The 25,091-nt window shown below is 46.3% G+C and carries 21 protein-coding genes and 2 pseudogenes; 10 read left to right on the forward strand and 13 right to left on the reverse strand.

Going from position 1 to position 25,091, the window contains the following annotated elements:
* Positions 1–78: 78 nt before the first annotated feature.
* The 3 genes and pseudogenes from NIES593_RS21620 to NIES593_RS21630 all read left to right on the forward strand — a co-directional run.
* Positions 79–228, forward strand: a pseudogene (locus tag NIES593_RS21620) (MBL fold metallo-hydrolase); the annotation flags it as partial.
* Between the two features lie 458 nt (positions 229–686).
* The gene (egtB, locus tag NIES593_RS21625; protein WP_073601559.1) at positions 687–1,940 is read left to right on the forward strand and encodes an ergothioneine biosynthesis protein EgtB; all 1,254 of its coding nucleotides are present in this window, start codon (positions 687–689) and stop codon (positions 1,938–1,940) included.
* Positions 1,941–2,094: 154 nt separating this feature from the next.
* Entirely contained in the window at positions 2,095–2,922 is an 828-nt protein-coding gene (locus NIES593_RS21630) for a metallophosphoesterase (RefSeq protein ID WP_073601560.1), read from the forward strand.
* On the opposite strand, the gene NIES593_RS21635 is transcribed toward NIES593_RS21630, so the two are convergent.
* The 3 genes from NIES593_RS21635 to NIES593_RS21645 all read right to left on the reverse strand — a co-directional run bounded on the left by NIES593_RS21635 (position 2,919) and on the right by NIES593_RS21645 (position 6,359).
* Complete coding sequence (locus NIES593_RS21635) at positions 2,919–3,392, reverse strand: hypothetical protein (protein ID WP_073601561.1); 474 nt, start codon at positions 3,390–3,392, stop codon at positions 2,919–2,921. The genes NIES593_RS21630 and NIES593_RS21635 overlap by 4 nt on opposite strands.
* 32 nt (positions 3,393–3,424) lie before the next feature.
* Positions 3,425–4,042 carry a GNAT family N-acetyltransferase gene (locus NIES593_RS21640; RefSeq protein ID WP_083602513.1) on the reverse strand — a complete coding sequence of 206 codons (618 nt, stop codon included), beginning with the start codon at positions 4,040–4,042 and terminating at the stop codon, positions 3,425–3,427.
* Positions 4,043–4,133: 91 nt separating this feature from the next.
* Complete coding sequence (locus tag NIES593_RS21645) at positions 4,134–6,359, reverse strand: hypothetical protein (protein WP_073601563.1); 2,226 nt, start codon at positions 6,357–6,359, stop codon at positions 4,134–4,136.
* A gap of 142 nt (positions 6,360–6,501) precedes the next feature.
* Here NIES593_RS21645 and NIES593_RS21650 point away from each other — a divergent pair, with 142 nt between their 5' ends.
* Complete coding sequence (locus NIES593_RS21650) at positions 6,502–7,872, forward strand: proton extrusion protein PcxA (RefSeq protein ID WP_073601564.1); 1,371 nt, start codon at positions 6,502–6,504, stop codon at positions 7,870–7,872.
* Positions 7,873–7,883: 11 nt separating this feature from the next.
* Here NIES593_RS21650 and NIES593_RS21655 read toward each other — a convergent pair whose 3' ends face one another.
* The gene (locus NIES593_RS21655; RefSeq protein WP_073601565.1) at positions 7,884–9,644 is read right to left on the reverse strand and encodes a fatty acyl-AMP ligase; all 1,761 of its coding nucleotides are present in this window, start codon (positions 9,642–9,644) and stop codon (positions 7,884–7,886) included.
* A gap of 123 nt (positions 9,645–9,767) precedes the next feature.
* On the opposite strand from NIES593_RS21655, the gene hisD reads away from it, so the two are divergent.
* On the forward strand, positions 9,768–11,051 hold the full coding sequence (gene hisD, locus NIES593_RS21660; RefSeq protein WP_073601566.1) for a histidinol dehydrogenase: 1,284 nt from the start codon (positions 9,768–9,770) through the stop codon (positions 11,049–11,051).
* Positions 11,052–11,144: 93 nt separating this feature from the next.
* Here the strand turns inward: hisD and NIES593_RS21665 are convergent, their stop codons facing one another.
* The 6 genes from NIES593_RS21665 to NIES593_RS21690 all read right to left on the reverse strand — a co-directional run bounded on the left by NIES593_RS21665 (position 11,145) and on the right by NIES593_RS21690 (position 18,126).
* Positions 11,145–12,890 carry an iron uptake porin gene (locus NIES593_RS21665; protein ID WP_073601567.1) on the reverse strand — a complete coding sequence of 582 codons (1,746 nt, stop codon included), beginning with the start codon at positions 12,888–12,890 and terminating at the stop codon, positions 11,145–11,147.
* Positions 12,891–13,406: 516 nt separating this feature from the next.
* On the reverse strand, positions 13,407–14,075 hold the full coding sequence (gene phoU / locus NIES593_RS21670) for a phosphate signaling complex protein PhoU (RefSeq protein WP_073601568.1): 669 nt from the start codon (positions 14,073–14,075) through the stop codon (positions 13,407–13,409).
* Between the two features lie 101 nt (positions 14,076–14,176).
* Positions 14,177–15,511 carry a PAS domain-containing sensor histidine kinase gene (locus NIES593_RS21675; protein WP_073601576.1) on the reverse strand — a complete coding sequence of 445 codons (1,335 nt, stop codon included), beginning with the start codon at positions 15,509–15,511 and terminating at the stop codon, positions 14,177–14,179.
* Between the two features lie 179 nt (positions 15,512–15,690).
* Positions 15,691–16,446, reverse strand: coding sequence for a response regulator transcription factor (locus NIES593_RS21680; protein ID WP_073601569.1), 756 nt, complete (start codon positions 16,444–16,446; stop codon positions 15,691–15,693).
* 256 nt (positions 16,447–16,702) lie between these two features.
* Entirely contained in the window at positions 16,703–16,978 is a 276-nt protein-coding gene (locus tag NIES593_RS21685; RefSeq protein WP_073601570.1) for a hypothetical protein, read from the reverse strand.
* 134 nt (positions 16,979–17,112) lie between these two features.
* The gene (locus NIES593_RS21690) at positions 17,113–18,126 is read right to left on the reverse strand and encodes a phosphoribulokinase (protein ID WP_015145549.1); all 1,014 of its coding nucleotides are present in this window, start codon (positions 18,124–18,126) and stop codon (positions 17,113–17,115) included.
* A 498-nt stretch (positions 18,127–18,624) separates the two neighbouring features.
* Between NIES593_RS21690 and petH the strand changes: the two genes are divergently transcribed.
* Positions 18,625–19,827, forward strand: coding sequence for a bifunctional rod-capping linker CpcD/ferredoxin--NADP reductase PetH (gene petH, locus NIES593_RS21695; RefSeq protein WP_073601571.1), 1,203 nt, complete (start codon positions 18,625–18,627; stop codon positions 19,825–19,827).
* Between the two features lie 296 nt (positions 19,828–20,123).
* On the forward strand, positions 20,124–22,010 hold the full coding sequence (ftsH2, locus tag NIES593_RS21700) for an ATP-dependent zinc metalloprotease FtsH2 (protein WP_073601572.1): 1,887 nt from the start codon (positions 20,124–20,126) through the stop codon (positions 22,008–22,010).
* 146 nt (positions 22,011–22,156) lie between these two features.
* Here the strand turns inward: ftsH2 and ilvN are convergent, their stop codons facing one another.
* The gene (ilvN, locus tag NIES593_RS21705) at positions 22,157–22,675 is read right to left on the reverse strand and encodes an acetolactate synthase small subunit (RefSeq protein ID WP_015145546.1); all 519 of its coding nucleotides are present in this window, start codon (positions 22,673–22,675) and stop codon (positions 22,157–22,159) included.
* 168 nt (positions 22,676–22,843) lie between these two features.
* Here ilvN and NIES593_RS21710 point away from each other — a divergent pair, with 168 nt between their 5' ends.
* Positions 22,844–23,110, forward strand: a complete 267-nt coding sequence (locus NIES593_RS21710) for a lipopolysaccharide assembly protein LapA domain-containing protein (RefSeq protein WP_073601573.1) — start codon at positions 22,844–22,846, stop codon at positions 23,108–23,110.
* A gap of 144 nt (positions 23,111–23,254) precedes the next feature.
* Here NIES593_RS21710 and NIES593_RS21715 read toward each other — a convergent pair.
* Positions 23,255–23,620 (reverse strand): annotated as a pseudogene (locus NIES593_RS21715) (ATP-dependent zinc protease family protein); the annotation flags it as partial.
* Between the two features lie 108 nt (positions 23,621–23,728).
* Between NIES593_RS21715 and NIES593_RS21720 the strand changes: the two are divergent.
* Both NIES593_RS21720 and ureA read left to right on the forward strand, forming a co-directional pair.
* Positions 23,729–24,571, forward strand: a complete 843-nt coding sequence (locus NIES593_RS21720) for an urease accessory protein UreD (RefSeq protein ID WP_073601574.1) — start codon at positions 23,729–23,731, stop codon at positions 24,569–24,571.
* A 54-nt stretch (positions 24,572–24,625) separates the two neighbouring features.
* Positions 24,626–24,928, forward strand: a complete 303-nt coding sequence (gene ureA, locus NIES593_RS21725) for an urease subunit gamma (protein WP_073601575.1) — start codon at positions 24,626–24,628, stop codon at positions 24,926–24,928.
* Here the strand turns inward: ureA and NIES593_RS24700 are convergent.
* Positions 24,899–25,091, reverse strand: a 193-nt coding sequence (locus tag NIES593_RS24700; RefSeq protein ID WP_217652002.1) for a hypothetical protein, incomplete at its 5' end; no start/stop codon positions are given. The two genes, ureA and NIES593_RS24700, sit on opposite strands and share 30 nt — an antisense overlap.

The following is a 25,091-nucleotide window of genomic DNA, read 5'->3' on the forward strand; positions in this document are numbered from 1 at the left end:
GTTTCATATTCTTATATTAACATAGAAGATTATGTCTGACTATATATGACTATACTTTAATAGTTTGGATTATATACTAAGCTTCAAAATCGAGCCGAGTCCGTCATCTCAGTTCGTCGGCTAGCACAAATCAGCGGCATAAATGCAGTACTGGTAGGAGATGGCTGGTCTGTCTTTCGCAATGGCAGCCAGCTACTGAAAGAACTCGCTGCTAGCCTTCGAGCCTAAATCTGCTCGTCATATTAAATCCGGATGAACGACCATAATACCCAGTAGCGAATACCCAGTAGTGCGACCAACAGGAGTCGCGAGCGGGACGTATGCGCTTACGCGCACGCTACGCGAACGCACTACATACATATTATGACTAATTAAATGGATTTGATATCAAGGGCGTATTTAAGCAGACTAAACCCTTTAAAACTTTCAGAACGCCCGATCGTTTGTCAAGAGCGAACCCAAAAACAAGGACGATATTGACTAAATTTTTTTAGATTTTTTGGAACAAAAGATGTGACGGCGATCGCACTTTTACTAGAGTTTCGCACTGCTTACCGAAGTCATTTCCCCGCTGAAAACTTTTGGAAAAATTTGAATGCCAAGCCTTTCAAATTAGCAGACCTCGATCGGTGAGTTAAAATACCAACTTGAACCCTCAAAACCTCTATTTAGAGTAGGGAGAAATCTTGAAGTTCGTATCAATTCAATCTCGTAGAGAGGAAATTTTTAAGATCTTACAAGCGTGTCGCAGTCGCACTCTAGATTTATTTGCCGATCTCGATTCAGAAACCCTGTGCAAGCAGGCGCATCCCGATTTTAGTCCCGTTGGTTGGCATTTAGGTCACATTGCTTTTACCGAAGCGTTCTGGATTTTAGAGTGTTGTGCCGGTTTACCGCCTGTATTTTCTCAATATCACAAACTATTTGCGGCTGATGGTTTGCCCAAGTCAGAACGGCAGAAATTACCTGGTATAGAGGTAATTCGAGAGTATCTCGATACGGTCAGAACTCAAGTTTTAACCTATCTGGAAACAGCACCGCTAGAAAAACAGGAACGTCTCTGGCGTTGGCTGATTCAACACGAAAGTCAGCATAGCGAAACGATCGCGTTTCTCCTACAACTCCATCGCTGGGATCGAGAGGGATTCTACACTCAATTACACTTCTCCAATCCAAAATCGTTAATCCAAAATCCAAAATCCGATGAGATGGTAGAAATCCCCGCCGGAGAGTTTGCAATGGGAAGCGATGCTATTGATGCCCAGGATAACGAACGTCCCGTCCATCGGGTTTATTTAGATGCCTATCGGATCGATCGCTATCCCGTAACTTGCTCTCAGTATCGAGCGTTTATGGCGGCAGGAGGCTACCAAGAACGGCAATTTTGGTCGGAGGAGGGCTGGCAATGGTTACAAGACAATCCCGTCTCTCAGCCCTTATATTGGTCGGATTCCAGCGATTGGGATAATCACCCCGTCTGCGGCGTCAGTTGGTATGAAGCAGAAGCTTACGCGCAATTTGCGGGAAAACGATTGCCGACAGAGGCGGAATGGGAAAAAGCAGCCAGTTGGGACGTTGAAAAGGGACAAAAACTCCTCTATCCCTGGGGAAACAGCGAACCCAATGTGAAGTTATGCAATCACGACACTTTAGTCGGACATACAACCCCCGTCGATGCCTATCGAGGGAATCAAAGTGCCTATGGTTGCTGCGATATGCTGGGGAATGTTTGGGAATGGACGGCTTCTTGGTTTGCCGGGTATGAGGGATTTAAGCCCTATCCTTATCGGGGGTATTCCCAAACCTATTTCGACAACCAGCATCGCGTCTTGCGCGGCGGCAGTTGGGCAACTCGTCCTTGGGCGATGCGATCGAGTTTCCGCAACTGGTACCATCCCGGCGTGCGTCAGATTTTGGCAGGGTTTAGGTGTGCTAGGTAATACTTACCTAGAATTGGCATGAGTTATTCTATTAAGGCGGGATTATAACAACGATCGCCATTTGGCGATCGCTTACCAGTCAGAGAGCGCGATCGAGCGACGAATCACTGATAACTGGTATAGAGTAACTGGTGAGGGGAGTAAAAATCAATTCATGTCTTGGTGGATAAAAACCGAACCCTTAAGTGTAGAAAGATTAACAGTCGCGATCGCGGGGTTGCCCGTCGCATTAGTCGGAACGAAACTCGTCCAACTATCCGATTTTCATTACGATGGGTTGCGTCTTTCGGAAGACTTGCTTTCTCAAGCTATCGAAGCTAGCAATCAAGAAGATCCCGATCTCGTTCTTTTAACGGGGGACTACGTGACCGACGATCCAACGCCGATCTTCGAATTAGCGCGCCGGCTAAAATCCCTCAAAAGTCGGACTGGAATTTATGCTTGTTTGGGAAATCACGATAACCATTACCGACACTCAAAAGAGAAAGTCATCGAAGCGCTAACCAGGGTTGGCATTCATGTTTTGTGGAACGCGATCGCGACTCCTTTGGGAGAAGAGTTCCCCCTTGTCGGACTGGCAGATTATTGGTCGCGGGAATTCGCTCCCGCATCGGTTTTGGATCGGCTAGACGCGCAAATACCTCGCCTCGTCTTATCTCACAATCCCGATACTGCCGAAGTTTTGAAACGATGGCGGGTCGATCTACAACTGTCCGGTCATACCCACGGCGGTCAGATCGTTATCCCAGGATGCGGTCCGGCACCGATTTTGCTGCAACAACTGCGTCAAAATACTCCAAAACCCTTACAGTCGTATATTCCCTTTCTCAGACAATGTTCTAGAGTCGTCAAACATTGGCAATGGGCGCAGGGATGGCATCGGGTAGGACGCAACCAACTCTACGTCAATCGCGGTTTGGGGACTTATTTTCCAGGACGAATTTTTTGTCCGCCAGAATTAACCGTAATTACCCTAGCCTAACCAATATATGCATTGCGGACTTTTCTAATCGTTTGCGGCAAAACTCCTACCAAAAGCGCAAAAGCCTCGTCGGGAAGCTGGGCAGTTGTCTGGGGATCGAACCAATTTTCAAACTGATTGAGGATAACTTGCGCCCGTTGCAGGGCAATGGGATTGTCTGTAATTTGTTTGGTGAGCCTGACCCACTGCCGCCGAATTAGATAGGCATTAATTTTTTCTTTGGTGGTTTGAGGAGTTACAAGCGACAAATTGCCAACTGATATGACTTTTACCACGTCTGTATCAATCTCGCTGCCCACTACGGCTCCAGGACCGACAAATTCAGCATGATAGGGTTTATAGAGAATCAAGCCATTTTTACGGCGAGGATTGACGATCGAGAACTTTTTCTCGCGCAGTTGGGCGAGGATATCGGAGATTTGTGCCTCTCTATTTGGGGCTTGCATGACATTGATCTGACTGTCTTGCATGTTTTTTAGCTTGTTTGGCTATCGAGCTGCAACTAGAACGAATTTTGCATTTTTTTGTACATCAACAAACGTCTGGGACGCTTTAGCAACCAGTTACTGAAGCTAAAATCAATACGATAAAGTCGATATCCGCACGAAAAATAAAGTCGTTTAGCAGGATAGTTATTTTCGAGAACGTGTAGCGAGACGGCTTGACATCCCCATTCCCGCGCGATCTGCTCGCAGGCGAGCAGTAATTTTCGCGCGATTCCCTGTCGCCGATGAGTGGGACTGACTGCCAAATTAGAAATATAGGGGAAGCCGTCGCTGGCAGTCGAGTCAAAGCGCATTGCAATTTCTGCCGTACCGACGATTTCTTCTACTCCGCCCGCTGCGCCATCGATCGACAAACTGGCAACGATACATCGATGATGGGGCGAAGAGGAACGGATGCGACTGTGCAAATCTTCATAAATTCCTAATTTGAGTAAAGGGTAAAACCAATACCACAATCCCTGACGGGGATGAAAGCTTCGGGTTATGACTTCAGCAAGACCCTTAATATCGCTGGCTTTAACCGTTCGGATCGAGAGCGATTGAGAAGTGCCGGTGCCTTTATCGGTTGAAGCTGATGAAGCGGCAATTAAAGAAGATGAGAAGCAAAAATCCACGATCGCTTGACAGATGAGAGTAAAAATAGTTTAGAGGCAGCCTCATAAGTCCATAATTATTTGAATTGTAACCTTTTTAGCTGACGCTGCATTATTGAGATAAATTTCTGTAAACTTCTCTACGGAGACGATCGTCCTTAATCGCCTTAGACTCTGCAACATACTCCCTAGAAGCGCGAACCCATACCGAAAGCGGACCCATTTGTTCTGTTCCGTTAACGCCCAAATCGCTATGGCACAGATAGACTCGTTCGCCAACTCGTCCTAAGAGGTCGCGCAAAATTCGTCCCAAACGCTCGCGATCGCTCTCCAACTCGTTTTCTGGCATCCAGGCACGTCCCGACCATTCTCGTAGGAATAAGGGCGCGCCATATAGCGTTGCCGCACCGCCTTTATCCCAGAGATGAGACGAGGCATCCAACCAAAACTGCCAGCGGTGAAAAGAACGAAGAGAACGGTACTGGAAAATCGTCGCCAAGGTAACCGTCCCTTTTTTTTTGCCAAAAGAGCTAACCGGACGGGGATTGGCTGAAATCGTGCCTCGACGCAATAGTTGAATAAATTGAGCGACCGTTGTCGCCACCGAGGAGGATATGGGTTCGTTTAGCCGCAACCGCCGATCCACTTCCCAAAAGTGTTGTGCCGTTTCCATCAGTTCCCGCAAAGCCGAGAGACAATCGTAGGGCAGATGAGCGCCATTGCCGACAAAATGCTTGAGTGCCCGATCCAATACCATAACTGGGTAGGTTAAATGCTGTTGTTGGAGTAGGGATTTGGTTTCTTCTATCCAAGCTGCGATCTCTTGATAGGCTTTTGTTGCTCGATATCCCAAGCGATCCCATCTAGAAAACGTCTCTACAGGCAACAAGCGCGGTTGCTCTGGGTCGATCTGATAGCAATAGTCAGCAATTAAACCCGCACGCACGGGATCGATCGCCGGAACGAGTCGGTGTCGTCTTTTGTTTGTCCGTATTTCCCCGTCTTCACCGTTCTCTATCTCTCCAGCTTTGTCTGTAGGTTTTTGACTGAGTGCGACCAGCATTTCTGCTACCAAATCCCGCCCGACTAAACGTCCCAACCCCGGATAAACGAGCGCCAACAGCGTCAATAAGGCGCGAATGAGCGGGGAACTAATCAGGGGGCGCTGTTCGTTGAGTGGTTCGATGGGAATTCCCGCCGACGAGAGAATCTCGATGAGCGTATAGCGAGCAATTTCGTCCAAACCGGGAGCGATTATCGCTATCTCTTCCGGTCGAACTTCTCCCGCCTCGACGGCTTCAATAATCGTTTCAGCCGTTTTTCGCAACAGTTGGGCGCGGGAGATGGTTTGAATCGATAGGACTGACGGGGGCAAGCTGGGAATAAAGGTGGGATCGTCGAGAAATTGCGCGATCGCGTTTCCTAAGTCGGTTCCTAGCCCGCTTGCGTTGGATAATTCTTCGATGCGACAGCGAGAGGCTAAACCTGCTAGGTAGTCGGGATCGGCATTCAATCCCATTCGTACTCGACCGTCTCGATTATAGGTAAATACGCCAAACGCGCCGCGATCGAGAAGCAGTTCGCATAAATCTCGGATAATTGCCGGATAATCGTCCGTATCGTCGGCAAAAACCGCCTGGTAGCGACGGCTCAAATGCTCTTGATAAACCGGATCGGGTAGTAAATACCGCCAATAAAGTTCGTAGATGATGCCATAGCTGAGCAATCCTCTCTCTAAGCACCACTGCCGCCACTCCATCAGCAATTCTCCCAGGCAATGGGAGACATTGCCGGAAACTGACTCGTTGAGACTGGGAAAACCTGCTGCTAAAATCGCGGGGATATCTTCTACCGGAATGCCGCTTGCTCCAGCTAGTTGCAATAAATCCAGCGTTCGGCGCACCAACTGATACTCGCCGATTCCGAGTCGGGTTAAACTTTCTTGGTCTAATTTAGGTCGCCACAGGCGCGTTGCTAATTCTTGTTCGGTTTCCGGACGCAGGCGCAGGGGAAACTGTGCCTTAAGATGCAATCGCTCGAACAGCAGGGGCCAAAACAAGGTTACCTCGTCACAGATAAATCCTAATGGGGTTTTACAGAGTACTGGATAGCTTCCCCGTACTGAAATTGACAGTCGATCTGCTAAGTTCCGACGATTGTCGTTATTGGCGGCAAAGACCAGAATAGCCGAGGTCAACGGTTGAGCGGAATCGCTGTTGCGAGCAACTTGCTTGGACGCGCGTCGTTTTTCCCAAACCCATTGACGAAACTCGTCAATTAAGCGCGTTGTTTTCCCAGTGCGAGTTAATCCGATAATCCAAATTGATGAGGGCAACACAATTGTTTTAAGGTCAGTTGGCTAGTGCAGAGCATACAATGAGATTCAGAATCCTAGTACAGATGCAAGATATTGCGTCTCTGTATCAGTTGCGCGATCGCTGCTGTCTCTCATCATCTTACAAAGATCGTTAACGATTTCTATGCAACTCAACAATATTTTAGGCAATGCTATCCGCTGGTTTTCTGCTACTCCGGAAAGAGCGTTGGAGAGGGCATACAGAGCAGCTATCAAGATTAAAGACATTGAAGATAGGCATTTTAACGGTCAGAAGGTATCTGCTCGATTTTCTGACTATGGAGAGAGCGTTATTGCTTATTTTCAAACAGAAGTTAAAGGGTATCTACAAACCATCAATATGGCACTGGTTGAGTTTAAAACCAGTCGTTTCTTTGTCAATCTCTCTAATTTGTCCAAAAACCAACCGGAAAATCGAGAGAAGTTGCTCGAAGAACAAAATCGCTCGCTAGCTATCCTGGACAAACTAAAGTTTATCGACGAGATCGTCTCTAAATACAAAACTAATTTTATAGAAAAAGATACAAGGCAAAGTCTGTTAGTAGATGAGTCTGAGGATTGGAAAAATGGTAAAGGTTCGGAACTCGTTAATGTCAAGGATAGTTTGGCTTCAAAAAAGAAAAGAAATGGTCAGTCAGAACTAAATTTAGAAAATGAAGATCTGAATTCTAAAACTAGAGTAGCAAAAGCTACTGAAAAAACTGGCGTTTTACCTCGCTCCTTTTTGAATACGATTAGTCGCATCCGACAAGAAATCGATCCTCAATCGGGAGAAACCGAAGAAGAAGTTATCAAAAGATATCGAAGTTCTCGTTACAAGACAGCCATTTCAATTAAATTTATTCTTTTGCTAATTATCGTTCCTCTTTTGACTCATCAACTGACTAAGACATTTTTGGTCAGTCCGCTTGTCAGTAATTACCTGGAGAAAAATCCACAAATTATTTTTATTAATAGAGATTTAGAAGAAGAAGCTTTTTTAGAACTCAGACATTTTGAGGAAATGTTACAGTTCAGAAATACCATCGGACTATCAACATTATCTTTAGAAGAAATCCAAGATCGGGTTAGGGAAAAAGCCCAAGAAATTTCTGAAGAGTTTCGCCAGAAAGGAGGCAATGCGATCGCGAATATTTTTGCCGATCTCTTTTCCCTAGTTGCTTTTGCGGTAGTTATTGCCACTAACCGAAAGGAAATTGAAATTGTCAAATCATTTCTCGATGAAATTGTTTACGGTCTGAGCGACTCGGCAAAAGCTTTTCTCATTATTCTATTTACAGATATGTTTGTAGGCTTTCACTCTCCTCATGGATGGGAAGTAATTTTAGGAAGTATTGCCGAACATTTTGGACTGCCCGAAAATAGAGAGTTTAATTTTTTATTCATCGCGACATTTCCCGTTATTTTAGACACGATATTCAAGTATTGGATTTTCCGCTATCTCAACCGCGTTTCTCCTTCTGCCGTTGCTACCTATAGAAATATGAATGAATAAGGTAATTTTGTCTATAAAACCTCTAACGTTCCGGCAAGATAATGAGTCCGACACAAATGACGCTGAATTTTCCCACTAGAAGTTTTGGGAAGGGCACCCGGTTTTAGGAGCAATACATCGTATACCTGTAGGTCGTACTGTTGTAAAACGGCTTTGCGGATTGCCTGAATTAAAGCTTTGGAAGCGTCTGTTGGCGATTCGGGGGAAGAATCTGCTTCCAAGCGGCGTTTTCGGTAGCTGCGCTCCACCTCTGCTAAAATGACTAACCTTTCCTCGCCCTCCATCTCTACAGAGAAGCTAGCCGAACAATTAGGTCTGATAAGAGAATGACTCTGTTCTACCGTCCATTCGATATCTTGAGGATAATAATTGCGACCGTTGATGACGATCGTATCTTTGAGACGACCCGTTATAAAAAGTTCGCCATCTTCAATAAATCCCAAGTCGCCAGTACGCAGAAAAGGACCCTCGCCAGTATCTGCCAGATAAGCGCAGAAAGTGCGCTCCGTTTCTTCTGGTCGATTCCAGTAGCCGCGAGCGATGCTAGCACCGGATACCCAAATTTCTCCTACCTCATTATGAGCGCATCGCGTCATAGTTTCGGGATTAACCACGATCGCTTTTTGATCGGGTAAACTTTGACCGCAACCAACGACTATCCGAAAATTGACTTCGCCGTCGCTAGCAGGAAGAACGCGATGTTTTTCAATGGCTTTTGCTTTGAGTTTTTTGTAGGCGATGGGAGCAGTTTTTTGTCCGCCTGAGATAAATAGGGTAGCTTCTGCCATGCCATAGCAAGGATAGAAAGCTTCTCGACGAAATCCGCAAGGTTCCAGGAGAGTTGAGAATCGCTCGATAATTTCATAGCTAATCGTTTCCGCCCCATTAAAAGCAACTCCCCAACTACTCAAATCTAAATTGACGAGTTGGTCTGGAGTGACTTTGCGACTAACTAAATTGTAGGCAAAGTTGGGACCGCCGCTAGTGGTAGCTCGATAGCGAGAAATCGCCTGCAACCAACGAATGGGACTTTGCAAAAACATGAGCGGCGACATCAAAACTGTGGGAAAGCCGCCGTAAAGAGGTTGCAGCACGCCGCCAATCAATCCCATATCATGATAGAGTGGCAGCCAAATAACGCCTTTGCTGTTGGGCGTATGCTCGAAACGACGATAGATCCAGCTTAAATTATGCAGTAAATTTTGATGCGCGATCGCTACGCCTTTGGGTTCGGCTGTCGAACCCGATGTATATTGGAGAAACGCGAGGGTATCGCCGCTTAAGTTCGGATGTTGCCAGTCGATCGCTAATTTATCGTTCAAATTATCGGTAGCCAGCCAGCGCAAGCTCTTTAATTCGGGAGCGCGATCCTTCTGTCGCTCCAGACTCGCCAAGACCGATCGCACGGTCAAACCGACTTTGGGTCGGGCATCGACTATCATAGTCTGGAGGCGTGTCGCAGAGCGATTGGGTCGAGGAGGATAGGCAGGAACGGCAATGACTCCGGCATACAAACAGCCGAAAAATGCAACAATATAGTCAATACCTGGTGGATAGATGAGTAAAGCACGCTCTCCTGGCGGGCAAATCGATTGGAGGCAAACGGCGATCGCTCTCGCTTTGCGATCGAGTTCTTCATAGGTAAGGTCAACTTCTTCCGTTTCTCCGTCCGCCAAAAAGGTATAGGCAAGAACGTTGGGCTGATAGATAGCCCTATAGTGCAACAGATCGACTAAAGTAGTAGCCTCAAAAGGATGTTCCAAAGGATTCATTCACTATTTTCGATGGTTTCTTAGGGAAATTAACACGATCTTTCAGTAAATGAAAGACTATATCATTTTTAGTTCCTAGTTGTAAGGAGAGAAAGAGCGATCGTGATTCGGAAACTCGCACAAATGACCCCACAAGAACTCGCTGCCTTGAAAAGACGAGCCGAGTTAGATATCGATAAGGCACTGCCTATCGCTCAAGCGGTTATAGACAAGATAAAACAAGACGGCGACAGAGGAGTCGTTGAATATGCCAGAAAATTTGACTACGCTGGAGCATCGGTTGAAAATCTCAAGGTAACGGCAGCAGAATTTGCCCAAGCGCAGGAATTAATCGATCCAGAAGTAAGATCCGCCATCGAGCAATCCTTTGCCAACATCAAAGCAGTTCACCAACGCCAGATGCCAGAAGAAATGCAATTGGCAGAAATTGACGCGGGGGTCTTTGCCGGAGAGAAAATTTCGCCGATTCCCAGCGTTGGCTTGTACGTGCCCAGAGGTAGAGGTGCGTTTCCCTCGATGATGCTGATGCTTGCCATACCCGCGATGGTCGCCGGAGTCAACCGAGTTATCGTTTGCACGCCGCCAGACAAACAAGGCAATGTCGAACCCGTTTCTCTCGTCGCCGCCGAGATGGCAGGGGTCAAAGAGGTCTATAAGCTGGGCGGCGTTCAGGCGATCGCGGCTATGGCATTGGGAACGGCAACGATCCCAAAAGTAGACAAAATTATCGGTCCTTGCAGTATTTACGGCGCTGCCGCCAAGCGACTCTTGTATGGAACCGTCGATGTTGGACTTCCCGCCGGACCGAGCGAATCGATCGTTTTAGCCGATGAAACGACCGATCCTCAATTAGCCGCCCTCGATCTCTTAATTGAAGCAGAACACGGCTCCGATTCGGCGGCTCTGTTGGTGACCCATAGCGAAGCCGTGGCACGCAAAGCGAGCGAATATGTCGCAGACTATCTCAAGCGTCTCCCCGATTGGCGCAGGGAATTTTGCGAGCAAGGATTGGCTTCCTATGGCGGCATTCTGCTCACCGCCAGCCTGGAAGAATCGATTAATTTTATTAATGATTACGCGCCGGAACATTTGGAAGTTTTAGTCAAAGATCCCTTCAGCGTCGTCGGCAAGATTAAGAATGCTGGCGAAATTTTACTGGGAGCTTATACGCCTTCTTCCATGGCAACCTATGCGATTGGAGTCAATGCCGTTCTGCCAACGGGAGGGTTTGCTCGTTCCTATTCTGCCGTTTCCGTGTTTGATTTTCTCAAGCGATCGACGCTTGCCTATCTAACGCCAGAAGGGTTTAATCGTCTCAAGCAAACTACGCAAACCTTGGCTGCCTATGAAGAATTTCCAGCGCACGGGATGGCAATTCGCGAACGGGAGGGATTGTTGGATCTGTAAATCCTATCAAATCTAGTTTATATCTCCGCATATTCGTAGGGGCAGGTTTTGACACCTGCCCCTACTTTATCGAGATGGGTTAACTAGGAGTTATTAGAACTTAAAGGTGGTACGAATAACGCCTACCCAAATCGCGTCGTTGTCGTCGTTTTGATTGGGATTGAGAACTACATAGGCACCCGGAGTAATGCTGATATTGTCATTGATGGGGAATTTGTACTGAGCTTGGATGAGGTAAGTTGGATCGTCCACTCTTCTGGCATCTCTGACGGTAATCGTCTCTCCGGTGAGGGGATCTTCTACTGTTCCTTCTTGGAATTCACCTCTGGGCGGCATACCACCGCTCAGAGAAAGTACGGCACCCTCTTTACCCAAGTCAAGGATAGAAACATTGGCATTCCAGGTCCAAATATCCCGGCTATCCAATCCAATGTCGGAAGATACTTCATTGGCGATCGCATATCCGCCCCAAGCGCCTAAATGGATTCTGTCTGTGATTTTCCAGCTAGCAGACAGACCGATCCGTTCGGCAGCCGTTGGAATTCCCCTGCCAAAAGGAAATTCAGCATCGGTATCGCTTATGTTACCAAAAAGACCTTGATTATTTGATATATCTTCATTTCCAGTTCGGAAGGTATGCACGAAGGTCGCAGCTAACTCGATGTCCTCGGTTGGTTTGAATCCTATTTGACCGCCTGCACTATACGAACCATTGAACAAGCCCGATCCTTCATCGGGATTAGATGCTCCTAATTCACTATTATCACTAGCTAAATAAGCTCCCCCTACATAGAATTGATCGCTAATGTCAAATCTGAATCCTAGACCCGCTCCTGATGGTCCTCGGTAAACCATGTTATTGTATCGCCCGATGCGAGAGAGGGAACCCGTACCGCTGTCTGCTAAATAGGGGCTAACGGTACTGAAAACATCATCCAAGTTCAGGGAATTGGCACCTACCCAAACCGTCAATTTGTCGTCAAATAGTGGGAAGCGATACCAGAGGTCGTCGATAGTTATGTCATTGTTACTACCGTCATCATACGCCAAGCGCGTCACGTTGGTTCCGGTATTGGAAACATCGAATCGATTTCCCCCAAAGTTTCCTGCCTGCAAGCGGGTTCTCAACAAGTCTTTACCCGTAAAGCTCGTTTCTAGGTTGAGGCGAACCCGATCTTGGAAAACAGTTTGGGTGTTGTCGTCTTCTCCAAAGGTATCGGCGACGCTGAAGATGGCTTCACCTCTGAGTTTGGTGGTTGTGGAGAACTGATTATCTTCCAAGAAAGCCACCCGTCCTTCCAGGTTATCGACTCGTCCGCCGAGCGCGGCTAGTTCGGCTTCAAATTCCTGCGCCAAGCGCTTGAGCGTATCGATATCTTCTTTGAGAACGGCGACGTTTTCCTGAATGAGACGCTCCATAGTATTCATGCAAGCGTTCAAACCAGCAGCGAACTCCCAACGGGTTAGGGCGCGGTTGCCTCGGTAGGTCTGGTCTGGATAACCGACGATACAGCCGTAGCGCTCTACCAAACTCTGAAGCGCTTCATAAGCCCACTCTGTTGGCGAAACATCTTTTAATTCCTGGACGCTAGTGACTTGGTCCATTGATTCGCTTTCGTCGAGTTGACCGTCCATGCGATTCAACTCGCCTGATTGTTCGAGCATTTGGGTGCTGCTGTTGCCATTGCTAGGATTAGGAGCGGCTTGAGCTAGCAAATTCTCGGCTAGCTGAAGCTTGCTTGTCTCCTCTGGAGCGGCACTCGCGCTCTGGATTGCTAGAAAGAATGCACCAACAATCGCTGGAGCAATTTTGATCGAAGACCACAGTAATTTAGACATCGAACTCATCCTCACACCTCAGGGACTTAAACGTTTAATTAACTATTAGTATCGATGACGTATTTGGAAGCTTGGTTTCTTCCAGTTACGAATACTAGAGAAACACCTACCTTTAGCTTACCCTAAACTCATCAAATAAATCACAATCTTAAGAAGAATAACTAATAAGTTAATAAAACCGTAAGATCCTATTTTGATTCTTAATGTAATGTCAATTAGGTTGTTGGGCTGAAAATTTAACGTTTTTCTTAAATCTTAAACCAGCTAATTTAGGAAAAGGTAATGTTTGGGGAATCTCAAGGTTAAATCCTAGTTGAGTGACAAAACTCAAATCAAATCGCCCTCACCCCAACCCCTCTCCCAGAGCGGGAGAGTGGCTCTCAACTTAAGACTTTGGACTAAAGTCCCTTCGCCCCTTGTGGGAGAAGGGATTTAGGGATGAGGGGACAAAGATTTATCACTCAACCCGGGTTAAATCTCCAGGCGATCGCCTTTATGGTCGCTACCTCGCTGCTATCAAGCTCGATGTCCGGTCACGATGTAGGAAACGCGCTGAGCGATATTAGTGGCATGATCTGCCATTCTTTCCAAATGGCGAATGAGCAGTCCGAGTAGAAGGATGGGTTCTACCACTCCTTTAATATCTCGCTGATAGGCTAAGGTTTCATAAAGGCGATCGTAGGCATCATCTACCGTATCATCTAATTTTTTTACCTTTTGACCTGCCTCGGCATCGAGATCGGCAAGGGATACTAGACTGGTTGACAACATGAGTTGAGCGTGGCGGGACATGGCTTCGATCTCGCTCATGCAGGGGTGAGGCTCATAGGGAAAGAGCTTAATGGCAATTTCTGCAATGTCTTTGGCATAGTCTCCGATGCGCTCTAGATCCCGAACCAATTGCATGAAAGCGCTCAGCAGTCGTAAATCTTGAGCGACAGGCGCTTGAAGCGTCATTAGGGTTGCACACTCTAGCTCGATTTGACGGTAGTAGCGGTCGATCTGCTTGTCGATCGCCGGAATTTTTTGAGCGGCTGCCAAGTTGCGAGCAAAGGCGGACTGATGGCTGAGGCGAAAAGACTCTTCCACCAGCGTTCCCATCCTCAAAACATCTTGTTCTAAGCGTCGGAGGCAGCGTTCAAAATAAGCTCGTTCGGTATGTTGACTCTGAGAAGACAGGCTCACTAGCTCATGCTTGGATTATACTAAAACAAGTTTTTTGTCAATAGCAAAGCACAAAAAAGTCCTTCACTTATCACCAATTATACTCAATGCAACCAAAAGCACTATATGTCTTTAGATTGATGGGTTGGCAATCGCAATTGCAACCAAGCCCCACCAGTTTCGGGATGGTTTTGAGCAGAAATAGACCCGCCATGGGCTTTGATAATTTGCTGGGCGATCGCTAATCCCAGTCCGCTGCCGTGTCGAGTCGGGAACGTTTCTATCGCCTGAGTAGGAATAGGGTATCTCGCTCTAGACGGATCGCCTCGGTATAATCGGTCAAAGATAAAGGGAAGATCTGACTCGGAAAAGCCAGAACCCGAATCGACGATACTAATTAGAATTTCGCTAGTCTCCGGTTCGGAAATCGCCTCGACTTCGACGCGAATCTCGCTCTGAGGGGGACTGTATTTGATGCTGTTGTCGAATAAATTTAGAAAGACTTGTGTGAGGCGGGATCGATCGGCTTGCAGGTAAAATGGCTCGGAAGCGCAATAGGTGAGGGTAATTTCTTTTTGCCGAGCTAGAGGAGTTAAACTTTGCCAAGCAGCAAAAATTAATTCGCGCAGTTCGACGGATTGATAAGAGAGATGTCGATCCGGCGCTTCTTGTAGCTGGCTGAGATCGAGCCATTCTTGAACTAGATTTATCAAGCGGTTGGTTTCTTTGAGCATCTGTTCGACCCAACGACGTTCGGGGTTTTGGAGGCGTTTTTGTAGGGCTTCGGCGACGAGGGAAATGGAAGTTAGAGGGGTTCTCAGTTCGTGAGTTAGGTCGGAAAAAGCGCGATCGCGCGATCGCGATAGCTCTACAAAAGGCTGCCGGTTTTCTAAAAAAACGCCGACTCGTCCTTGAGGAAGTGGGTAAGTAAAGGCTTCGATCGCGATCGATTTTTCGCTCGATAGCTGCAATTGTTCTCGCTCGGACAGCTCTCCTTTAGCGGCATAGTAAGTGGGATAATATACCCATTCTTGTCCTTGAGGTTTTTGAGTGGAGCGGGTTTGTTCGATTAATTGGTCGAGTTCGTAGGAGCGAACCAACTCCAGCAACAAACGAAGCTGTCCGGGTTGCCAGCGATCGATTTTAAGTAATTTGCGAGCTTGTTGATTGCACCAAAGCAGTTGATTTTCAGCATCTACCTGCAAATAGCCGATGGGGGCGCCTTCAAGCACAGTTTGCCAAGTTTGTAATTCTTCTTCGAGAGCTTGACATTTCTGAGTCAGATACGCCATTTCCCGCCGCACCAAGGATGAACTGGGCAGGGAAGTTATCAAGTCGGCAGTATCCGAGGAGGCAGTCAAAATCTGGGCTAGTTGGCGCTTAAACCGATACTGGTTCCAATAATGAAAACCTATGCCCAGAGCGACTCCCAAGATAAACGTAACAATGAAAGCCATCTGAATTGAGACTTCTGCTGGCACCCGCAGAAGATTCTGAATTCTAAGATAACTTTTCTCGCGCGATCGCGCCCAAGAATTTCCTTACTCTAGTTATAGCGATCGACGTTCTCCGTTACTCGTAACGCCGGAGCTATAAGTTATTTATTCTACCAGTATTTTACCAGTTCCCAACTACCTCAACCAAATCGGTAGCCAAACCCGCGAACCGTAATCAAGTATTCTGGTTGACTGGGGTCGAGTTCTAACTTTTCTCGCAACCAGCGAATGTGAACGTCTACTGTTTTGGTATCTCCCAAGAAATCGGGCCCCCACACCTGTTCGATGAGTTGCTCTCGCGACCAAACTCGACGGGGGTAGCTCATGAATAGTTCTAGCAAGCGGAATTCTTTAGGAGATAGATTAATTTCCTCGCCTCGGACGATGACGCGACATTCTTGGGTGTAGAGAGAAATATCTCGAAACTTGCGGATTGACGTTTGAGACAAGTTGCCGAAACTCTGACGGCGCAGGAGAGCGCGACAGCGAGCTACTAACTCGCGCATGCTGAACGGTTTGGTTAGATAATCGTCGGCCCCTACTTCTAGTCCGAGAACGCGATCGGTTTCGCTCGCTTTAGCACTTAGCATTAGAATCGGAACGATATTGCCTTGATAGCGCAGCAAGCGACAAATATCTAACCCGTGAACTTGAGGTAACATTAGATCTAAAATGACCAGATCGAAGGATTCCTCGCTACTCCCCCCAGAAGTGGGGTTTTGCAGTAAATTCAGGGCTGTTCGTCCATCGCTTGCCGTTATCACCTCATAACCTTCTTCTTCTAAGGCTAAAACTATCATGTCCCGAATGACATCTTCGTCTTCAACGACGAGGATGCGACTGGTGTTGACGAATTCTGGCTTAGAAGAACTCTGAGGTACGTCGAGAGACAGCATAAAGATACTCTTTGCTTAGTTCCATAGCAACATATACGACAAAAATCCACGGAGAAACAGGATTTTACATTTAGTGCCACATTTAACGCCAATTGCTGTTAGTCTAAGATTTTTGCCAACATTATTTTATAACTTAGTTAGGCGGATCGCTATGACAACTTTCTTTCTAAAAAGCGATCGCGCCGTTAACTTCTAGGAATTTTTAGTTGCTCAGAGATACTCCGCCTTCTCGCGGCGGAGCCTCCCGTGACTTCGTCTAATCTCTGGGAGGTAAGACGTAATCGTTCTTGGCTTCGTCTAAAGCCTCTATCGACTCGACTAGGGTGGCAGTTGGCGATACTTTTTCTTCTTTCCCAGCCACTTGACGAAACAACACGCCAATTCCCCGGTCGTAGTTAGACGCGATCGCCAGAAAGGCTCCTGCTAAGATATAGATTGGTAAAGGCAGTATAAAGCCTACAAGCCACTGATAAAGTTCGGCTAAGACAAAGAGAAAAAAAACAATAGTTATCCAGACTTTAGCGATTTTCATAAGCGATTGATTATTGGTTATTGGTTGGTGGTTAGTCGTTCGCGATCGCTACTAACCACTAACTCAACAAAAAAATAAAACCGCGAGAGTTATACTGTCTCTCCCGCGATCGCAAAATTTTACGTAGCCGTCGATTAAACTTGGGCTGTTGCCTTTTTGGCAGCAGGAGTCGTAGAAGCGGTTAATTTCTCATAAGCTTCTCTCATTTTTAGCCCCACAAGGACTTGGAATAATCCCGTTCCATTGTTAGAGCCAGGATAGTCCTTATGTTGCAGCAGCAATTCGGTCATCTCGCCGTAGAACTTCGTTCCCGTCTTGCTCAGATGGCTTTCGATATAAATCATTTCTTCGAGATTATCGAACTGACCATCCACTTCTAAGATAGACACTTCGTTCCCCATAAAATTATCGGGTCCGTAGTACATTTTAATGCCGGGATAGGCACAAGTTAACTTGCGACCGCAAGGTCTCCAATCAATCGTTGACCCTTCATCAAATAGATAAGATGGTTCAAAGTTGGGCACGCCTTCTTTTTGAATCAAGCGTACCCGCAACAGCTTGCTTTCCTTGTCGTCAAGCAGTTGGGTTGGCAAAACTTGGATAACCACGTCGGCATATTGCTTTTGTGGCTCGATATAGGCGGTGAAATCCGGTTTCCTAGCATTAATGGCTGCGATTACGTCATCGTAGGTATGACCTCTCTCTGCCATGTCCCGTTGAATTTTCCAGTTGATTTTTACCTCGTCGCTGATATCGAGGTAAACGCTAAAATCAATCAGAGAGCGGACTCGCTCGTCATAAAGCGGGTGCAGCCCTTCGATCACGACAACTTTGTTAGGTTCTATTCTCTCTGGCGGATCGATGGTTCCCGTTTCATGATTGTAGATGGGTTTATCAATTGCCTGACCATTCTTGAGCGCTTTGATTTGCTCGTACATCAGGTCAAAGTTGTTAGCTTTAGGATTGAGCGCCGTTACGCCTTGCTCCTTTCTCTGCTTGCGATCGAGGCTATGATAGTCATCCAGACAGATAACCGTCATAAACTCTTCCCCGAACAAATCTGTTAATCGACGCAAAAATGTTGATTTCCCACAGCCGGAATCTCCGGCTACTCCAATGAGAACCACGCGGTCTGGCTGAGCGGTCATAGCTTTCCTCTAATGCAAAACTGATTGGTTATCCCGTAGTATAAAGCAAACTAAGTTTTTAGCCTGCTCAAGACAAGAAAACCTTGCCTACACAGAAATCGCTCTTGAGTATAGAAAACTCAAGCTCGACCTAGTTTGTAAGTATTTAATAATACTAGATCCCGTGCATGAATCTTACCAGAATGGAATTTCTCCCACAAGGCTAAGTTACGTTTCGCCCGGTCGATCTCCGACTCCGATAACAGCGTTAAAATGGAACTAGCTTATTTAGTTCTTATCCTACGGTTTTTCGGTCTTTTTTAGTAAAGAAAATCTAAAATTGACGCAATCTTAACAGTTTTTTATTTTAAAACTCGATAATCTCATTCTAACTAATAACTAGGACAGTTAGACGGTTTCCCTCGATAGGCTTCCTTCTACCGTGACCATAGCCTTCCTAATGATAGGCTAAATAGAACAGTCATTATCAGTCATTGAGAGTTGGGAGTTATTTAAAGTATGTACAGTCCAGGTACGGCAGCGACTTCTGCAAGCACGACAGATTATGGGAACCGTTTGTTTGTCTTTGAAGTGGTGGGTTTACGTCAGAACGGCAGCACCGACAGTCTAAACTATCCGATTCGTCGTAGTGGCAGCGTATTTATTACGGTGCCCTATCAGCGCATGAATCAGGAGATGAGGAGAATCAATCGCCTGGGAGGTCAAATCGTTAGTATCAAACCCTTAAACGGAGACATTCCCGCGCAACTAACAACCACAAACGAACCACAACAGCAGACCCAAGAAAAAAGTAAGTCTATGACTCAAGCGAAGACAAAACACGCAGATATTCCCGTGAATATCTATCGCCCAAATAAACCTTTTATTGGCAAGTGCATTGAAAATTACTCGCTTGTTGGCGAGGGAGGCATCGGGATCGTCCAACATCTCACCTTCGACCTCTCCGGTGGCGATTTGCGCTATCTCGAAGGTCAAAGTATCGGGATTATTCCACCGGGAACCGATGATAAAGGCAAACCTCACAAACTCAGACTCTACTCAATTGCTTCTACCCGTCATGGCGATCGCGGCGACGATAAGACTGTCTCCCTTTGCGTTCGCCAACTGGAGTACAAACACCCAGAAACCGGAGAAACCGTATACGGAGTCTGCTCCACTTATCTGTGCGGTTTAGAAATCGGTGCAGACGTAGCTATCACCGGTCCTGTCGGTAAAGAAATGCTCTTACCCGACGACGAAGATGCCAATATTATTATGATGGCAACTGGGACGGGGATTGCGCCTTTCCGCGCCTATTTATGGCGGATGTTTAAAGAACATCACGAAGATTACAAATTTAAAGGCTTTGCTTGGTTAATCTTTGGCATTCCCACGACTCCCAATATTCTCTATAGAGAAGATTTAGAAAAATTAGCTGCCGATTATCCCGATAACTTCCGCCTCACCTATGCCATTAGCCGCGAACAGAAAAACCCTCAAGGGGGTCGGATGTACATTCAACATAGAGTTGCCGAACATGCTGACGAATTGTGGGAAATGATGCAAAATCCCAAAACTCACACTTACATTTGCGGTCTCAAAGGAATGGAAGACGGAATCGACCAAGCCCTCAGTGCAGCCGCTGCCAAGCACGGAGTGAATTGGTCTGATTACCAAAAGCAAATGAAGAAAGAAGAACGCTGGCACGTTGAAACTTACTAACATTCGTTGTCGATGGTTCATCGTTCATTGTCGATCTGGCGATCGCGACAGATGAGCCATGAACTACAGAAATCAACAGCGGCGGGATAGCTTCTTTTTGTCTTTTAGACAATGGAGACTAACCCGCTGCCTTTTTATTTATTGGTTGCAGTAAAGATGAGAATTAAGTTAAATTTAGTTAAGTTGGCATAGCTGATATAGATATTTGGCTCTGACTATGTTAATAGCCTTAGCAAAAGCAGCCGATAAAATTTAAGAAAAGCAAGTTTTTTGCTCATTTAGAGAAAACTAACAAAATGAAAATTTCTTGGAGAACGATACTACTTTGGACGCTACCTGCTCTAGTCATTGGATTCTTTCTGTGGCAAGGAACCTTCGTTTCGGTTGCGGGAAACGCTGGCGCCAATACAGCTAGTACCCGCATGACTTATGGTCGGTTTTTGGAATATCTGGACGCGGGAAGAGTCATTAGCGTAGACCTTTATGAAGGAGGTAGAACGGCGATCGTCCAAGCCGTTGACCCGGACTTGGAAAATCGCGTGCAACGGATGCGCGTAGATTTACCAGCGAATTCGCCAGAATTAATCGCCAAGCTTAGAGAAGCTAATATTAGCCTTGACGCTCATCCAATCCGCAATGATGGAGCACTTTGGGGATTTTTAGGCAATTTGCTTTTTCCCATCCTCTTGATTGCGGCATTATTTTTCCTCTTCCGCCGTTCTAGCAATATTCCAGGCGGTCCCGGTCAGGCGATGAACTTTGGCAAATCTCGCGCTCGTTTCCAAATGGAGGCTAAAACTGGAGTAACCTTCGATGACGTAGCTGGAATTGACGAAGCCAAAGAAGAATTACAAGAAATCGTCACTTTCCTCAAACAACCGGAAAAATTTACAGCTGTTGGAGCGCGGATTCCCAAAGGCGTGCTATTGGTCGGTCCTCCAGGAACGGGAAAAACTTTATTAGCAAAAGCGATCGCGGGCGAAGCAGGCGTCCCCTTTTTCAGCATCTCTGGCTCGGAATTTGTCGAGATGTTTGTAGGTGTGGGCGCTTCCCGCGTGCGCGATTTGTTTAAAAAAGCCAAAGAAAATGCTCCCTGTTTGATCTTTATCGATGAAATCGATGCCGTCGGTCGTCAGCGCGGTGCGGGAATTGGCGGCGGAAACGACGAACGAGAGCAAACCCTCAACCAACTCCTGACGGAAATGGATGGATTTGAGGGCAATACTGGTATCATCGTCATCGCCGCTACCAACCGTCCCGACGTACTAGACTCTGCTCTCATGCGTCCTGGACGCTTTGACAGGCAAACGATTGTAGATGCGCCCGATTTTAAAGGTCGTTTGGCAATCTTAGAAGTCCACGCTCGCAATAAAAAACTCGCGCCCGAAGTATCTTTAGAAGGAATCGCACGTCGAACTCCCGGATTTAGCGGTGCCGATTTGGCAAACTTGCTCAACGAAGCTGCTATCTTAACCGCCCGTCGCCGCAAAGAAGCGATCTCGATGTTAGAGATTGACGATGCAGTCGATCGCGTCGTGGCAGGAATGGAGGGAACTCCTCTAGTTGACAGCAAAAGCAAGCGATTAATTGCCTATCACGAAGTCGGTCACGCGATCGTCGGTACTTTGGTCGAGGCTCACGATCCCGTACAGAAAGTGACCTTGATCCCGCGAGGACAAGCTCAAGGATTGACTTGGTTTATGCCGAGCGAAGAACAAGGTTTGATCGCCAAATCGCAACTGATGGCGCGGATTGCTGGGGCTATGGGCGGTCGTGCTGCCGAAGAAGAAATCTTTGGATACGATGAGGTAACTACGGGTGCAGGCGGCGACTTACAACAAGTGACCGAACTGGCGCGACAAATGGTGACTCGTTTCGGCATGAGCGATTTAGGACCCTTGTCTCTTGAAGGACAAGAAGGAGAGGTATTCTTAGGAGGCGGTTTAATGACCCGTGCCGAATATTCCGAAGAAGTTGCCGCTCGCATTGACAAACAAGTACGGGAGATCGCAGAACAAGGTCACAACCTTGCTCGGCAAATCATTCGAGACAATCGCGAGGTCATCGATCGCTTGGTCGATCTGTTGATTGACAAAGAAACCATTGACGGCGAAGAGTTTCGTCAAATCGTAGCCGAGTACACGCGAGTTCCTGAAAAAGAGCGCTTCGTGCCGCAACTTTAACTAGGTAGGTCGTTGGCTTAAAACATTGCCTAGTTGAAAAAAATATGATGGGGATGACTAATTATTAATACAATGGTCATCCCTGTTTCTTATATCTAAAGTTATGCGATCGCTAATAGCAAAATTGACTTTGCCGAAGAATCAAGCTAAACTTTCGCTTCCAAAGATTTAAGATACTCGGTATTAACTCCCGATTCGCGGATTAAGGCAATCTTTCCAGTGCGGGCTATTTCTCTGATCCCGAATTTATTTAACATCTGGACGATCGCAACCATTTTTCCCGGATCGCCTACGACCTCCACAGTCAGCGTCTCTTCAGAAATATCGACGATGCGGGCGCGAAAGACTTGCGCTAATTCAATTACTTCCGCACGATTAGAAGATGTTGCATTTACTTTTACCAACATCAATTCCCGTTCTACACAGGGAATTTCTGTAATATCTTGCACTTTCAGTACGTTGATTAGCTTGTAGAGTTGCTTAGTCAGTTGCTCGATAATGCGCTCGTCTCCCGGCACCACCATTGTAATTCGAGAAATCCCAACTTGTTCTGCTGGTCCTACAGCTAAACTTTCAATGTTAAAACCACGGCGAGCAAATAAACCAGCAATTCGGGTCAAAACCCCTGCTTCGTCTTCAACTAGAACTGAAAGTGTGTGTTTCATTGCGATCGCGAACTTATTCTGAAATCTAGGAGTTTGAAGATTAAGTTACATTCTTTATACTAAAGCTCATCATCTTATCACGCAACGACTCTTCGCCATTTCAAGCTACTGACTCTCTTAACATTCGGCAGCTTAAGAACGCCCAAAGACATTCACTATGATGGTAATATGAAAACTTTTACATCCTTGCTAACTTCTATCGTCATGGCTGCTTGGGTTGGGGCGATCGCTGTGTTCTCAATCCAAAATATCGAGGCAGTTTCCCTGAAATTCCTGACCTTTACATCGATTCAGATTCCTGTAGGAGTTTTGTTATCTTTTTGCCTGGGAACTGGTATGGTTCTGGGGGCGATCGCACCTTTGCTGCTGCCGCAACCAAAAAGAAACAAGCGCAGACGATTGGCAGAGAATGACCTAGAAGAATTTGAATTTTAGCGCTCCATTTCCCTAAAAATCAGAAAGAGAACCGACGACTGGCCGTGTTTCGTCTCGGTTCTCTAACTGGTTCGCTCCTCACACAACATAAAGTATAGTCGAGACCGAAGAATTTGTCACTATAGTTGAAGAAATTTCTCAAATTTAGAAGAAATGTTTCGTTTGTCGTTCCAGTTGGTGACTTAGCAAATAGGAGCGACCCGGATTGACCCAAAAACGCCTGCGTACTCCCTCACGTCCCAACAACATACGAAATCCCATAACATCTCGATTGGTTAAGGTCAATTCGATCGTCCATTGCAACTCTCCCAATTTTATGGCTGTTTGAATCACGGGTCGCAGTTGAGCATCTCCGTTAGAATTCCGTACCTGTCTCCACTCCAAAAGTTGCGCTTGGGCAGATACGGTAAAATGACTATCTCGCTGATAGGGATGTACTTGGAAGCGCACCATTTTTTTCCCCTCTTGCTCAAATGGTTCGACATGTATAGCATGTAAAGCCGACTTCTTTAGTAATTTGTTCGAGTGCCAGTAAATTATTGTAAAGCTTAGTTTCTCCAACAGTGATATTATTCCCAGAAATGCCATCAAGTTAAATAAAAAGCACTACTTTATCTAATGACAACCCAACCAATATCTGGATGGCATGGCAGTCTCGATTTAGTCTATAGTTGCGAGAGAGATACTACCTATCTGACCCATGCTTTGGTTAAAGCTCCCCTCAAGGTGCAGCGCCCTTTTTATCCTGAAGGTAAATCCATATGTCACAGCGTCATTTTACATACGGCTGGAGGAATTGTAGAAGGCGATAGTCTTGCTCAAACAATACGACTAAGAGAAAATGCCAATACTTTAATTACCACGGCGACAGCCGGAAAAGTCTATCGCAGCAACGGAAAACTTGCCAAACAAATAATTCGATTCGAAATCGAATCGGGTGCTTGTTTGGAATGGGTGCCTCAGGAAACGATTATTTTCAACGGGGCAATATATCAGCAAGATTTGAGAGTAGAATTAGCGCCTGGAGCTAGTTGGCTGGGATGGGAAATTACTCGCTTCGGACGCAGTGCCAGAGGTGAAAAATTTTTGCAGGGAAATTGGCAATCCCATACAGAAATCTGGCAACAAGAACGACCCTTGTTAATCGACAGACAATGGCTACCCGCAGGAGAAGCAATTGTTAATAGCTCTCTAGGTTTGGCAGGACAACCAATCGTAGCGAGTCTGATCTGGATTGGAAAACCTGTTTCGCAAAACATAATAGAGCAGGCACAAACCCTCTGGAGCAATAAACAATATTCAGGGGAAGCCGGAGTAACTCAAACCCAAGCACGAGGATTATTATGTCGTTATCGAGGCTCGTCTACAGCAGATGTCAGAAACTGGTTTACAGAAGTTTGGCAATTACTGCGTCTTTCACTTATGAAACGCTCCGTTATCAAACCCAGAGTCTGGATGTAATATTAATAATATTAAATAGCTAATCACTGATAACTGGTAGCCGCTCGCTGAAAAATGCAATTAACTCCCCAAGAAAAGGATAAATTATTAATCTTTACAGCAGCACTCCTGGCAGAAAGACGCAAGGCAAGAGGAATAAAACTAAATTATCCAGAGGCGGTCGCCTTTATCTCTGCTGCAATTCTAGAAGGCGCGAGAGAAGGACACACAGTCGCTGAATTAATGAGTTACGGAACGACCTTATTAACGCGAGATGATGTCATGGAAGGTATTCCAGAAATGCTGCACGAGGTACAAATTGAAGCCACGTTTCCCGACGGGACAAAGTTAGTTACGGTACACGATCCCATTTGTTGAATTCTGCGCGATCGCTTTTTTCTGCCGCTCGGTTCGTCTCGGAGTTAAGTTCTCGGATTGCGATGCGAGCGGTTGCCTAACACAGAGCAAGAGAATTTCCGGCATTTGAAAATTTTTTTGAGCCAAAGGGTTGACAATCGCCAAAAGGTTAGCTACATTAGTA

Source organism: Hydrococcus rivularis NIES-593, assembly GCF_001904635.1.
Classification (GTDB): domain Bacteria; phylum Cyanobacteriota; class Cyanobacteriia; order Cyanobacteriales; family Microcystaceae; genus Hydrococcus; species Hydrococcus rivularis.